The 15,226-nt window shown below is 62.8% G+C and carries 2 protein-coding genes (1 of these 2 only partly in view); both read right to left on the bottom strand.

Annotated features, from left to right (window positions below; translation table 11 throughout):
• Positions 1-8,110, bottom strand: the 5' portion of a protein-coding gene (locus ACIF4X_RS04725) for an amino acid adenylation domain-containing protein (protein WP_397481152.1). Its footprint begins 4,907 nt before the window's first position; the window shows 8,110 of its 13,017 coding nt (coding positions 1-8,110); the start codon lies at positions 8,108-8,110; its stop codon lies beyond the left edge, outside the window.
• Between the two features lie 246 nt (positions 8,111-8,356).
• Positions 8,357-14,767, bottom strand: a complete 6,411-nt coding sequence (locus ACIF4X_RS04730) for an amino acid adenylation domain-containing protein (protein WP_397481153.1) — start codon at positions 14,765-14,767, stop codon at positions 8,357-8,359.
• Positions 14,768-15,226 lie beyond the last annotated feature (459 nt).

Genomic DNA, 15,226 nt, shown 5'->3' on the forward strand with positions numbered 1-15,226 from the left:
GCTCGGCCTGAGCCTCGACCAGGCGGTGAATCGTCGCGCCACGCGGATAAGCCGCTGAGTGCTGATTGAAGCCGACCAGCAAATGCTCGTATTCCGCCACCGAAAGCACCGGCAAACGGTTGAGCGGACGTTGCGGTGCCTCCTCCAGTGCCGTCACCAGATGTTCGAGTGCGGTGTGCATGTAACTGCAAATCCGTTGCGCACCGATCTCGGCGACTGCCAGCACGTCGAGGGCAAAGCCTTCGCCCAGGTCATCCACCGACAAGGTCAGCGGATAATTGCTGCGCTCCTCGCCACCGAGCATGCGCACGCCCTGCCAGATACCCTGGCCGTCGTGCGGCTGCTGCTCGGCAGCGCTGTGTCGATAGTTGAGCAAGGCGCTGAACAGCGGCGTCGAACCGGCCATGCCACTGCACCGCTGGGCCAGCGCCAACGAAGCATGTTCATGGCCCAATAGCGCCGTCAGCCGCGCATGGGTGGCTTTCACCCCGGCGCGCACGCCTTCAGCGAGATCGACGCGCAGTGGCAAGGTATTGATGAACACCCCCAGCGTGCGGTCGGCGCCTTCGCCGCCCTGCATGCGCCCCATCAACACAGTGCCGAACACCAGGTCGCGGCGCCCGGAGACCACGCCCAACACCTGCGCCCAGGCCATGTGCATCAGGCTCGCCGGGCTGACGCTTAACTGCCGTGCCTGTTCACGCAGGCGCAGATTGAGTGCGGCATCGACCGGGTGCAGCGCTTCTTCGATGCCACGCCCGTCGCCCTGAACATCCTGCAGCCCGAAGGGCAAGGTCGGCTCGTCGATATCGCCAAGCATCTCGCGAAAGAACGCCTCGTGTTCCTGTTCGTCGGCGCCCAAGCGGGCCTGCGCGACGTAATTGCGGTACGGCATCGGCGGCGTCAGCGTGTCGAGCTGATCGAACATCAGCGCGTGCATTTCCCGACCGATCACGTCCATGGCGGTGTGGTCGAGAATCGAGTGATGGAACAGCACGATCGCGACCACTTGCTGCTGCAACGGATCTTCGGCGTAGACCATGCGGATCAGCGGTGCCTGATTCAGGTCGAGACGGAAATGCCGGGCATCGAAACGCGCGTGCAGCTGTTCGAGGATATCGCCGTCCTGTGGATCAAGCGGCACTTGCTGCACGACCATCTGCGCCTCGCGCCAGACCACTTGCTGCGGGCTGGGCAAGCCTTCCCACACCACGCTGGTGCGCAGAATGTCGTGGCGTGCGATGACCTGCTGCAAGTGCTCGGCGAAGCTGTGCAGACGTTCAAGACTGTCGAAGGCCAGACGCGACTGCAGCAGGTACGGATCGCCCTGCTCGGCACTGAGGTGGTGATAGAGAATGCCTTCCTGCAGGGGGGCCAGCGGATAGATGTCCTGCACATTCGCAGCGCCGCCCGGCACCGTGGCGACGATGCGCTCGATGCTGGCCTGATCCAGCGTGGTCAGGGTCAGCATGTCGGGGGTGATGCGCGTGCAATCGGCCGCAATCAGATTGGCCGGTACGTCGATTTCCCGGCCACTGCCCAAGGCTCGCGCCAGTGCGGCCAGGCTCGGCTGGTTGAACAGCACGCGCACATCGGCGCTCAGACCGACCTGACGCATACGCTCGATCAGGCTCACCGCCAACAGCGAATGGCCGCCGAGTTCGAAGAAATTGTCGTGACGGCCGATTTGTTCGATGTTGAGTACGTCGGCCCAGATCTGCGCCAACGCGATCTCGACCGGGCCTTGCGGCGCTGCATATTCACGGCTGAGCCAGGCGTCCTGATCCGGTTCGGGCAGGACCTTGCGGTCGAGTTTGCCGTGGGCGGTCAGTGGCAGGCTGTCCAGGCGCACGTAAGCCGCCGGCACCAAAGTGTCGGGCAGTCGAGCTTGCAGATGCTGGTGCAAGTCGCCGCTTTCGACCGATTTGATTTCGGTGAACCAGGCGACCAAACGTCCGTCACGCACCAGCACCACGCATTCGCGAACCGCGTCGTGAGCGCTCAGCGCCGCTTCGATTTCCCCGAGTTCAATGCGCACGCCGCGCAGTTTGACCTGATCATCGTTACGCCCGAGGTATTCGATATTGCCGTCAGCCAGCCAGCGCGCGAGGTCACCGGTGCGGTACATCCGCGCGTGCGGCTCGTCGCTGAACGGGTCGTCGAGGAACTGCGCAGCGGTCAAATCCGGGCGATTCAGATAGCCGCGTGCAACCCCGGCGCCACCGACATACAACTCGCCCTGCACACCGCTCGGCACGGGCTGTTGCTGGCGATCCAATAGATAAATCCGCGCATTGGCGATTGGCCGGCCGATGTGCAAAATCCGACCGGGTTCGATGCGCCCGGAAGTCGCCACCACCGTGGCTTCGGTCGGGCCGTAGTTATTGATTACGTCGAACGTCTGGTCACGCGGGAATTGACGCAGCTTGTCGCCGCCGATCAGCAGCGTACGCAGGGTCGGATGGCCCAGCTCGCGACTGAACGCGTATTCGGCCACCGGGGTCGGCAGAAAGCTCACTTGCAACGGCTGCGAACGCCACCATTCGAGCAGTTCATCGAGGTGTTCGTTGCCGATCGCAGGCGGAGGCAGATGCACGGTCGCGCCGACGCACAACGCTGGCCAGACCTCCCAGGCCATGGCATCGAAACCACAACCGGCGACGCTGGCGGTGTGGCTACCGGCGTGCAGGTCAAAGGCTTCTGCGTGCCAGTGCACAAGGTTTTCCAGGGTACGGTGCTCGACCATCACGCCTTTCGGCTGCCCGGTAGAACCCGAGGTGTAGATCACGTAGGCCAGATTTTCCGGGGTCAGGCTTGGCCGCAACGGATTGTCGTCGGGCAAGTGCTGCCAGTCGCTGGCGTCCAGATCGATCACCGGTACCCTGCCGAGCAGCTCGCGCGTCAACGCCTGCGCCAGCACCGCGATCGGGTCGCTGTCCTGCAACAGGTAGGCGATGCGTTCAGCCGGGTAATCCGGATCAATCGGCACGTAACCCGCGCCGGCTTTGAGAATCGCCAGCATCGCAACGAGCATGTCCGGCCCGCGACGAAGGCACAACGCGACTCGGTCATCGGTTTGCACGCCGAGGCCGATAAGGTGATGGGCGAGGCGATTGGCGCGCTGATTCAGTTCGCGGTAACGGATCTGTTGCCCGCCCTGCGCCACCGCCAGCGCCTCGGGATGTGCCAGGACTTGCGCTTCGAACAAGCGCTGCACGGTTTGCGCGGGCGGGTATTCACGACCGCTGATATTGAAGCCGACCAGCACCCGTTGACGCTCGCCCGGCGATACGATGGTCAGTTGCTGCAACGGCGCCGTCGGCGTGTACTCCAGCGCCGTGACCAGACTGTGCAAGGCCGTTTGCAAGTAATCGCAGACCCGTGCGCCATCAACCTGCGGCACCGCTTGCACGCTCAAGCGGAAACCTTCGCCGAGGTCGTCGACACTGACCACCAGCGGATAATTACTGCGCTCGCGCGAGCTAAGAATCTGCACACCGTCCCACGTCAAAGCGGCCGACTCCGGCGCACTGTGCCGGTAATTGAGCAAGGTGCTGAACAGCGTCTGCGCACCGCCAACACCGCTGCAACGCTGGGCCAGCGCCAACGACGCCTGCTCATGGCCGAGCAACTGCGCCAGACGCGCATGCGTGACACGCACGCCGTGTTCTACTGCATCAGCACCGACGCTGACGCGTAACGGCAAGGTGTTGATGAACATGCCCAGCGCCCGATCAGCGCCCTCACCACCTTGCATCCGGCCGAGCAATACGGTGCCGAACACCACGTCCTGCTGGCCGGAAACCTGTGCCAGCACCTGAGCCCAGGCCTGGTGCACCAGACTCGCCACGCTGACACCCAACCGCCGTGCCTGCTCGCGCAGACGTTGGCCGAGGCCGGCGTCCAGTTCGGCATGACTGTCGAGGATGGCGCTGCCGTCGCCATGGACGTCTTGCAAACCGAAGGCCACCGTCGGTTCGTCGATGTCGGCGAGCATCTCGCGGAAGAACGTCTCATGCGCCTGATCATCGGCGCCGAGCCGCGCCTGCGCGACAAAGTGGCGGTATTGCACCGGCGGCGGCAGGTCGCTGCTGCGACCGAGCATGACGTCGTTCATTTCCGCGACCAGCACCTCCAGCGCGGTGTGATCGAGAACGATATGGTGCAACAGAAGAATGCCGATCCAGCGCTGGTGCGGCTGATCTTCGGTGTAGACAAAGCGCATCAGCGGCGCGCGATTGAGGTCCAGGCGATAGTGCCGTGGATCGAAACGCGCCTGCATCTGCTCGAGCACGTCGCCGTCGAGTTCGTCGGCATCGACGCGTTCCAGCGCCAGCGGCGCCTCGCGCCAGACCACTTGTACCGCCTCTTCAAGCCCCTCCCAGAAGATGCCAGTGCGCAGAATGTCATGGCGCGCGATCACACCGTTCAAGGCGCGGACGAAGGTTTTGATCTGCGCCAGACCGTCGAAAGCAAATTGCGCCTGCAACACATACGGATCGCCGGCGCTGGTCGCCAGATGGTGATAGAGAATCCCCGCCTGCAACGGCGCCAGACCATAGATGTCCTGCACATTGGCGATGCCACCGGGCACAGATGCAACGACGCGGTCGATCGCGGCTTGATCGAGATTGGCCAGCGGCAGCATCGCCGGAGTAATGCGCGTGCAACCCGGTTCGATCTGGTTGGCGGGAACGACAATGCCGCGTTCGCTGCTCAAAGTCGCCGCCAGTGCCGCCACAGTCGGCTGCCCGAACAGCACGCGCACGTCACAATGCAGATCCTGTTGGCGCATGCGTTCGATCAGCTTCACTGCCAACAGCGAATGACCGCCGAGTTCGAAGAAATTGTCATGACGGCCGACCTGCTCGACACCGAGCAAGGTTTGCCAGAGCCCGGCGATCAGGTTTTCCACGGCGCCAACCGGCGCTTCGAAACCACGCCTGGCGAATGCATCACTGTCCGGTGCCGGCAAGGCTTTGCGGTCGAGCTTGCCGTTGGTGGTCAGCGGGAAGGCCTCCAGGCGCACAAACGCGCTTGGCACCATGTAGTCAGCCAGCGTGGCCAGCAAATGATCGCGCAATTGCGCCACGTCAGGCGCGGCGCTTTCGTCAGCCAGCCAGTAGGCAACCAGACGCTGATCACCGGGGCTGTCCTCACGGGCGATGACCACGGCTTCACGCACGCCTTCGCAGGCGGACAGGCGCGCTTCGATTTCGCCCAGTTCGATGCGGAAACCGCGAATCTTCACCTGATCGTCGTTACGGCCCAGGTATTCGAGACTGCCATCGGCGGCCCAGCGTGCAAGGTCGCCGGTTTTATACAGTCGCGAATCAGCGTTGTCGCCGAACGGATCATTGATAAAACGCTCGGCGGTCAATGCCTCGCGATTCAGATAACCGCGCGCCACACCCGCGCCACCGACGTACAACTCGCCAATCACCCCGGCTGGAACCGGTTCGCGCTGCGCATCGAGGACATACAGTTGCAGGTCGGGAATGCGCACACCAATCGGACTGATGCCGAGCAACTGGGCGTCGGCGGCTTGCAGCGGTCGATACGTCACGTGCACCGTGGTTTCGGTGATGCCATACATGTTCACCAGCCGCGTTCCGGCATTGCCGACCCGCGCATACCACGGTTTGAGCAGGCCCGGCTCCAGCGCTTCGCCACCGAAAATCACTTCCCGCAGCGAGTGCTGCAACGGACTGCGACCCTGGGCGGCGATCAGTTGGCGGAACGCGCTCGGCGTCTGGTTGAGCACGGTCACGCCGGTCTGGCAGAGCAATGCATAGCAGTCGTCCGGCGAGCGGCTGACGGCTTGCGGGACCAGCAGCAATTGCCCGCCGAACGCCAGGGCGCCCCAGATTTCCCAGACCGAGAAGTCGAACGCGAAGGAATGGAACAGCACACCAATGTCCTGTTGGTTGAACTGAAACCAGTCCTGAGTGGCAGAAAACAGCCGCGCCACGTTGCGGTGCTCGACCATCACGCCTTTGGGCAAACCGGTGGAACCGGAGGTGTAGATCACGTAGGCCAGATGCGCGGGGGTCAGTTCGGGAATCTGCGGATTGCTGTCGAGTTCGGCTTTGAGGTGAGTGCTGTCGAGGTCGATTTGCGGCACATCGAGTTCAGCCACGCGATCACGCGTTGCGGCCTGCATCAGCACCGCTGCCGGGGCGCTGTCCTGCAAGGTGAAGCTGATTCTGTCGAGCGGATAGGCCGGATCGATCGGCACGTAACCGGCGCCCGCCTTGAGCACGCCGATCAGGCCGATGAGCATTTGCGGGCCGCGCTCGACGCAGATTGCCACGCGGTCATCCGGGCGGATGTTCAGGGCAAGCAGATGATGCGCAACCTGATTGGCGCGGCGGTTGAGCTCGCCGTAGCTGAGCGTCTGCCCGTCGAAAATCAGCGCTGTGGTGTCTGGTCTAGCCTGCGCGTGGGCTTCGAATTGCTGATGGATCATTGGGGTTTCGGGGAACTGCGCCAGCGGCAAATTGACGCCGCGCAGCAGGTGTTCACGTTCGCTCGCCGGGAGGATGCGCAGCGTTTGCAGCGGCACATCGGCGCCGGTTTGCAGGGCCGTGAGCAGACTCTCCAGCGCCGTGTTCAGGTAAGCCGCCATGCGCCCGGCACCCAGCGCCGCATCCGCCAGCGCGGTGATGCGCAAATCGGCGCCGAGGTCATCGATATTGATGGTCAGCGGATAGTTGGTGCGCTCGCGGGCACCCAGCACCTGCACGCCGGGGGCAATGTCGACCACGTCCGCGACTTCTTCGACGCTGCTGTGCCGGTAGTTGAGGATCGCGCTGAACAGCGGCGTCGGCACCGCGACGGCGCTGCAGCGTTGGGCCAGGGCCAGCGAAGCCTGCTCGTGCGCCAGCAAAGCGGTCAGGCGCTGATGGGTCGCCCGCACGCCGGCACGCACGCTTTGTTCGCCGACATCAACGCGCAGCGGCAAGGTATTGATGAACATCCCCAACGCCTGCTCACCGCCCTCGCCCGCGTCCATGCGCCCCAGCAATACGGTGCCGAACACCACTGCCGTGCGCCCGGACAATTGCCCCAACACCCGCGCCAAGGCCAGATGCGTCAGGCTCGCGACACTCACGCCGAGCTGCCGCGCCTGCTCGCGCAACTGCCGGCTCAAGCGGCTGTCGAGCATCAGCGAGGCTTCCTCGATGGCGTGGCCATCGCCCTGCACATCCTGCAAACCACACGGCAGCGTCGGCTCGGCGATGTCGGCGAGCATGTCGCGGAAAAACGCTTCCTGCGCCTGCTCATTACCGGCATTGCGCGCCATCGCCAAGTGATCGCGATACGGCACGGCCGCAGGCACTTGCGCGGTCTGCCCGAGCAGACTGGCCTGAATTTCCCGGCGCAGCACGTCCAGCGCGACGTGATCCATGATCATGTGATGAAACAGCAACAGCGCAACCACGCGGCCCTGAGCAGGATCCTGCGCATAGACCAGGCGCAACAGCGGCGCTTGCTGCATGTCGAGACGGAAGTGTTGCGGGTCGTGGCGTGCGAGCAACTGCGTGAGCACGTCGGCACCGCTGTCGACAGGGATTTCCTCACACACCAGCGGCGCCTCGCGCCAGACCACTTGCACCGCTTCGTCGAGGTATTCCCAGACGAACGAGGTGCGCAGAATGTCGTGGCGCTTGATTACCCAGCGCAGCGCGTCGGCGAAGGCGTCCAGGCGTTCCTGGCTGTCGAACACGAAGCGCGCCTGCGAGATGTAAGGGTCACCGGCAGCGGCCGAGAGATGGTGATAGAGCATGCCCTCCTGCAACGCGGACAACGGATAAATGTCCTGCACGTTGGCCGCGCCGCCCGGCACCGTGGCAACGATGCGGTCAAGGGTGTCCTGATTCAGCTTCACCAGCGGCAGCATGTCCGGGGTGATGCGAAAGGCCGGGCTCAACCAGTCGCCGCCGTGTCGGGCGACCAGTTCCAGCAGTTGCGTCTTGTGCGCCGCGAGGCTGTCCCACAACGCGTCATCCAGCGCGTCGTCGCTGCCCAGAATGACCAGGTCTTCATCTTCCTGTTGAAGGCGGATCGCATGGGTGGAAATGGCAGCCATCAGTTCGCTGAAATGCATGAGGTAACCTGCTGTAAATACGGAAAAAAGGAGCGCGCAGCAGCGAGTCCGTGCACGCGGCGCGCAGCCTGGAAAAACTAAAACATCGAGGCGTGGGTGTCTGACATGGGAAGCGGGGACAAGCCGCCCTGCCCGCTGTTCGCCTCTGTAGGAGCTGCCGAAGGCTGCGATCTTTTGATTTTGCCTTTAAAAACAAGATCAACAGATCGCAGCCTTCGGCAGCTCCTACAGGGTTTGTGTGCGTTGTTAGAGCCGGCGCTTGCGGTTGAGGTTGGGGATGGTGGTCTGGGCGATCTCGACGTGCCTGGCCTGCCGCGAGGTCTGTGCCGCCAGCGCGGCCAGCGTCGGCTGGCTGAACAGTGTCCGCGCATCAACATGCAGCCCGGCCAGACGCATGCGCGCAACCAGACTGACCGCCAGCAACGAATGCCCGCCCAGCTCGAAGAAGTTGTCGTGACGCCCTACCTGCTCGACCTTGAGCACCTGCGCCCAGATCTGCGCCAAGGCACTTTCCACGTCGCCTTCGGGGGCCTCGTAAGGACGGCTGAGCAGCGCTTCCGCCCCCGGTTCCGGCAATGCCTTGCGGTCGATTTTGTCGTTGGGCGTCAACGGCAACGCCGCCAGCATCACGTAGGCGCCGGGCACCATGAACTCCGGCAACCGCGCCAACACATGCGTACGCAACGCCTCAAGCGTCGGTTCAGGCGACTCGGCACGCACGCTGTAATAAGCCACCAGCCGCTCATCGCGCACCAGCACCACCGCCTCGCGGAGAGCCGGGTGTTCAAGCAGGCGCGCTTCAATCTCGCCCAGCTCAAGGCGAACCCCGCGCAGCTTGACCTGAAAGTCATTGCGACCGAGAAACTCAAGATTGCCGTCAGCGCCGTAACGCACCAGATCGCCGGTACGATACAAGCGATCACCGGCCACGAACGGACTGTCGATAAAGCGTTCGGCCTGCAATTGCGGCAGTCCCCAATAACCCCTCGCCACGCCCACCCCGCCAATGTGCAAATGCCCGCTGACGCCAAACGGCACCGGTTGATCGCCGGCATTGAGCACATACAGCCGCGTGTTGCTCAGCGCCTTGCCGATCGGCACCAGTGTCGGCGGCAGCGGTTCGCCGGGTTCCAGCGTCCAGCCGCTGCTGTCGACCGTGGTTTCGGTCGGTCCGTAGACGTTGTGCAGGCGCACCCACGGCAGGCGTTCGCGCACTTGCCGGGCCAGGGCCACGGTCAACTCGCCGCCACCGTTAAGCACGTCGGTGAGGCTGGTGCACAGACTGACATCGTCCTGTTCGATGAACTGCTGCAACAACGCCGGCACGAACTTGACCACCGTGATGTTCTGCTCGCGAATCACTTGCGTGACATAAGCCGAATCGCGATTGCCATCGGCCCGCGCCAGCACCAGGCGCATGCCCGAGCACAGTGGCCAGAAGATTTCCCATACCGAACTGTCGAAACTGTACGGGGCCTTTTGCAGCAACGCCCCGTGTTCGCCGGGCGGCGCCAATTGCGAACCCCAGTGCACCATGTTGCAGGCACTGCGGTGCTCGATCATCACGCCTTTCGGCGTGCCGGTAGAGCCGGAGGTGTAGATCATATAGGCCAGATTAGCCGCGCCGAGACCGGGTACCTGCGGATTGTCGTGCGGCTGGTCCTGCCAGGCGCCGAGGTCGAGATCGATCAGCGGCACACCGGGGTCGCCGAGCAGATCGCGCGTCGCCGCGTGCACCAGCAGCGCGACCGGGGCGCTGTCCTGCATCATGTAGTTCAGCCGTTGCAGCGGATAATCCGGATCGAGCGGCACATAAGCACCGCCCGCCTTGAGAATACCCAGCAGACCGATCACCAGTTCAGGCCCGCGCTCGACACAGATCGCCACCCGCGAATCCGGCTGCACGCCCAACCCGCGCAGATGATGGGCCAAGCGGTTGGCCTGCTCGTTCAGCTCGCGATAGGTCAGATGCCGCTGAGCAAATTGCACGGCGACGGCATCCGGCTTACACCGAACCTGTTGCTCGAACAACGTGTGAAGCGGCTGCTCCATCGGACAGTCGACTGCTGTCGCGTTGAACTCGATCAGCAGCCGTTGCAGCTCCTCTTCCGGCAACAATGGCAGACGATTCAACGGCTGCTGCGGTGTGTTCTCCAGCGCCTCGACCAAACCGCTCAAGGCCGCTTGCACGTAGCCGCCAATCCGCTGCGCACCAATGCTCGACAAGGTTCGGGTGGTTAGACGCAAGCCTGTGCCGAGGTCATCGACACTCAGGGTAAACGGGTAATTGGTGCGTTCCTCGTTGGCCAGGGTTTCGATGCCTTGCCAGGTTTGCCGGGAGTTCTTTTGCTCGACGTCATCGCTGTGCCGATAGTTGAGCAAGGCGCTGAACAGCGGCGCCGGCGCGGCGACGCCACTGCAACGTTGAGCCAGTGCCAAAGAGGCGTGTTCATGGGCGAGTAAAGCGGTCAGGCGCGCATGGGTGGACTTCACCGCTGTACGGGCGCCCTCGCCCACATCGACCCGCAGCGGCAAGGTGTTGATGAACACGCCCAGCGCCCGGTCGGCACCCGCGCCGCCCTGCATGCGCCCCATCAGCACCGTGCCGAATACCACGCTTTGCTGGCCGGATGTCGCCGCCAGTACTTGCGCCCAGGCGAGGTGAATCAGGCTGGCGACACTCACGCCGGCCAGACGCGCCTGCACCTGCAAGCGCTGATAGAGATCGCTCGCCAGCGCCTGCTCGGCTTCTTCGATGTTGCTGCCGTCGCCCTGCACGTTCTGCAACGCGAACGGCAAGGTCGGCTCGTCGATGTCGCCGAGCATCTGGCGGAAAAACGCTTCATGCTCCTGCTCACTGACACCCAGTCGCGTCTGCGCCACATAGTTGCGGTATGGCACCGGTGCCGCCAGCGGTTCGGCGCTCCCGGACAGGCTGGCGTGGATTTCTTCGCGCATGGCCTCCAGTGCGATGTGGTCCATCGCCAGGTGATGGAACAGCAAGATGCCGACCACCCGGTTATGCGCGGGATCATGGGCAACCATCAAGCGCAGCAGCGGCGCCTGACTGACATCGAGGCGATAACGCCGCGCATCGAAGCGCTCGTGCAACTGATCGATGATTGCGCCGTCAGCAGGGTCAAGTTCGACTTTCTGCACCGGCAAAATGGCCTCGCGCCAAACGACCTGAACCGGTGACGCCAGCCCTTCCCAAACCACCGCCGTACGCAGGATGTCGTGCCGTGCGATGACCTCGCGCAGCGCAGTGGCAAAGGCCTCGACCCGCTCGAAGCTGTCGAACGCCAGCAGTGATTGCAGCAGGTACGGATCGCCCTGCGCAGCGGTGATGTGGTGATAGAGAATGCCTTCCTGCAACGGCGCCAAGGGGTAGATGTCCTGCACATTGGCGGCACCGCCCGGCACTGTTGCGACGATGCACTCGATCATCGCCTGATCCAGTTGCACCAGTGGCAACAGGTCCGGCGTGATGTGCGTGCAATCGGCGGCAATGCGATTGGCCGGCACTTCGACTTCGCGGCCACTGCCCTCGGCCGCCGCCAATGCGGCCAATGTCGGTTGACTGAACAGCACGCGAACGTCGCTGCTCATGCCAATCTGGCGCATGCGTTCGATCAGGCTGACAGCCAACAACGAATGGCCGCCCAGTTCGAAAAAGTGGTCGTGACGCCCTACCCGTTCGACTTGCAAGACCTCGGCCCAGATCTGCGCCAAAGCGATTTCGACGTCACCGTGTGGCGCCTCGTACTCACGATGGATCAATGCCTCCGGCCCCGGTGCTGGCAAGGCCTGGCGATCAAGCTTGCCGTTGGCCGTCAGCGGCAAACTCGTCAGACGGACGTAAGCGGCGGGCAACAGGGTAGCCGGCAAACGCGCTGTCAGGTGCGCGTGCAGTTGCAGGATGTCCAGCGCTTCACGCTCGGTGAACCATGCCAACAGTTGACCGTCGCGCACCAGCACAACGGCTTCCTGCACCGCGTCATGGCTGGCCAGTGCCGCTTCGATTTCACCCAGTTCGACACGCACACCACGGACTTTCACCTGGTCATCGTTGCGACCGATGTACTCAAGATTGCCGTCGGCGCGCCAACGGGCGAGGTCGCCGGTGCGGTACATGCGCGCGTCCGGCTGCGCACTGAACGGATCGTCGATAAAGCGTTCGGCGGTCAGCTCCGGGCGATTCAGATAACCCCGGGCAACCCCGGCGCCGCCGACATACAGCTCGCCGATGATGCCGATCGGCACCGGGCGCTGCTGATCATCGAGCAGGTAAGCCGTGGCATTGCTCACGGGTTTGCCGATGTGCAACGCCTGCCCTGGAGTGATCAGCCCGGAGGTGGCGACCACCGTCGCTTCGGTCGGGCCATAGTTGTTGACCACCGCAAAACCCTGCGCGCGGTTGAACTGGCGCAGACGATCGCCGCCAATCAGCAAGGTGCGCAAGGTCGGGTGATCGAGTTGTTTGCTGAAGGCATATTCGGCAATCGGCGTTGGCAGGAAGCTGACATCCAGCGGCTGCGCACACCACCAGGCGAGCAGCGCATCGATGTCTTCACTGCCTTCGCTTGCGGGCGACAAGTGCAGCGTTGCGCCGGCACACAACGCCGGCCAGACCTCCCACGCCATCGCGTCGAAACCGAACCCGGCAAGACTCGACGTGTGCTGCCCGGGGCTGAGCCCGAACGCAGCACAATGCCAGTCGACCAGATTGCCCAGCGTGCGATGTTCAACCATTACGCCCTTGGGCAACCCGGTCGAGCCGGAGGTGTAAATCACATAGGCGAGATTGGTCGTGTTCAACCCCGGCACGTAGGGATCGGTCAAGTGGTCGAGCGACCACTCCCGGCGATCAAGTTCAATCACTGGAAGCGCTGTGGCGGGCAGGCGATCACGCAAATCACTTTGCGTCAGCAGCGCCACCGGAGCACTGTCGCTGAGTAGATAACTCAGGCGCTCGGGCGGATGTGCCGGGTCAATCGGCACATAAGCGGCGCCAGCCTTGAGAATTGCCAGCAGCCCGACCAATGTCTCCAGGCCCCTGCGTGCGACGATTGCCACCCGGTCATCCGGCCGTACACCGAGGCCCAGCAGATGATGGGCCAATGCATTGGCTTGTTTGTTCAGCTCGGCGTAAGTCAGCAACCGCCCCTGATAAGTGGCGACCACAGCGTCCGGTTGTTCGGCCACCTGCGACGCGAATCGCTGATGAATCAGCTGACCTTGCGGATAACTGACTCGGGTGTCGTTCCACTCGTTCAACCGGGCGAGTTCTGCCGGGCTATTGAGGTTGAAATCGGCGATAGCCCGTTCCGGACATTCCAGTCCTTGTTTGAGGATCAGCAACAAGCACTCGGTAAACGACACGATCTCATCGGCCGCAAAAAATGCCGGGGAATACACCAGATGCAACCAGGCCTTGTCGTTGAAACGGTTGCTGCGCAGGTGGATGGCCAGCGGTGTCGCCTCGTGCTGGTTGGAGACCTTGACCGAGTGTCCCGACGCTTCACCGTAGCGGTAGTCATGGTCGTCCTGTTCGTAGGACACCGACAGCTCGAACAGTTGCGCTCGGTCTTCGCGCAACAGACCCAGCGCGCGGTTCATCTCGCTCAGCGGGTAGCGTTGATGGCGGAAATCCTGTCTCAGGCTATCGCCGATTGCCTTGATCAATTCGCCAAATGACAAAGCCCGGCCAAACCCCATGTGCATTGCACTGACCTGGGTGAACAAGCCCAGAGTGCTTTTGAAGCGGGCACCGGTACGGTTGAGAATCGGCAAGCCGACCACCCACTCGTCACGCTGGGCGGTGCGACTGAAATACACATGCAGTGCCGCCAGCAACACGTGAAACGCCGAGCCACCGAATTGCCGCGCGCAGTCTTTCATGCGCTCGTGCAGCACGGCTGGAAAAGCCTCGACGTGAATGCGACTTGGCGCTGCTTCAGCGTCGAGGGATTCGCGATGACGGGGAGTCAACAAGGGCTCGGGAAGGCTACGGTACTTGTCCAGCCAGTAGCGTTGATCGCGCTCATAGCGAGGTGACTGATGGTAGCGCGCGTCATCTTCGACAAAACCGACATAGGACGGGGCCGTCACGCTCGGACGCTCGCCACGGCACAACGTGCTGTAGATCTCGCCCACCGACTTGAACAGCAGCGCGAAAGCCCAACCATCAATGATCAAGTGGTGGGCCTGGGCTGCCAGCCAGTGGCGATGGCGATCGAGGCGAATCAGGCAGAAACGGAACAGCGGTTGCTCGCTCAACACATAGGCTTGCGCCATTTGCTCTTCAACCAGCGCCCGAGCCGCCGACTGTGGATCGGGGTGCCCACTGAAATCAAACAGCGGCATGGTTACCGGTAGCGCCTGCGCAAACCCTTGCAACGGCAGCCCATCGTGACCAAGGTCCGAGAGCAGAACAATGCGCAACGCATCATTCGCTGCCACCAGAGATTCAACTGCCGCTTGCATCAATGCCGGATCCAGCGGCCCGCTCAGTTCGACGTAACCGCCAATGTTGTACAGCGGCGAATCTCCACGGCTCAGTTGGTCCAGCCAGATATCCCGCTGGGCGGCAGTCAGCGCAAAAGTCTCGAAAGGCACGGACGGATCGTCCGCCACGTTGGCAGAAGTAGGCTGCATAAGATCCTTCTCATGTGATTTTGCCGGTATTCAAGCATCGGCCCCGGCGCCGACATGACACCTGAAACCCGGACAATCACTACGCTCGAACGCGCGATTGTAGGTTTGCTGGCGTGGTTATCGCAGGCACTGTCGAAAAAACCGGAGAGGAAATACTGAAAAGCTTGTAGGAAAAAAACCACATACCAGCGCCGCCATTTGCCCGAGCGCTGCCGATCAGAATTTACCATCGCCCGGTTTTCCGGGGCTTGAGTGTGACTGAACAGTCACTCTTGCCGTTACGCCGGTGTTCAACACCGTCAGAACCCCGGCGCCAACAATCAGAAATAGTGGCACTTTGTGTCCCTGTTTTCCCCTACAGACGTAGGACAAATCCATAGGCTTAAATCCCGCTCCAGATCATGTTCAAGGAGAAATGACTGCGTGGGCGGCTTTTACAGAGACGGCAGACGATTCAGT

The sequence above is a fragment of the Pseudomonas sp. NPDC085632 genome (genome assembly GCF_044541255.1).
Lineage (GTDB): Bacteria > Pseudomonadota > Gammaproteobacteria > Pseudomonadales > Pseudomonadaceae > Aquipseudomonas.

Excerpts from the sequence above, each read along its gene's own strand:
- ACIF4X_RS04730 (WP_397481153.1), bottom strand. The coding sequence starts at position 14,767 with ATGCAGCCTACTTCTGCCAACGTGGCGGACGATCCGTCCGTGCCTTTC.